General features: G+C 64.4%; 1 protein-coding gene. It reads left to right on the plus strand.

What is annotated here, in order from left to right; genetic code table 11:
* The coding region (locus tag R0K30_RS22745) for a Gfo/Idh/MocA family protein (protein ID WP_410613204.1) at positions 1-253 on the plus strand (253 nt) is incomplete at both ends.

Consider the following 253-nt stretch of genomic DNA (forward strand, 5'->3'; position numbering starts at 1 on the left):
GCTTTGGTTGGCTGCGGACGAATCGCCAAACGGCATGCCGAGTTGCTCAGCGGCGTGGTGGGCGGCGCGCAACTGGTCGCGGTTTGCGATACCGACGAGGCGCGGGCGCGCAGCTTTGGTGAAAAATACGGCGTGGCCTGGTTCACCGATATGGACGAAATGATGGCGAAGGCTTCGCCCGATGTCGTGTCGGTGCTGACGCCCAGCGGCATGCACAAGGACCACGTGGTCCGCCTGGCTCCGTATGGCAGGC

The organism is Bacillus sp. SIMBA_154 (genome assembly GCF_046536015.1).
GTDB lineage: Bacteria > Bacillota > Bacilli > Bacillales > Bacillaceae > Bacillus > Bacillus pumilus_P.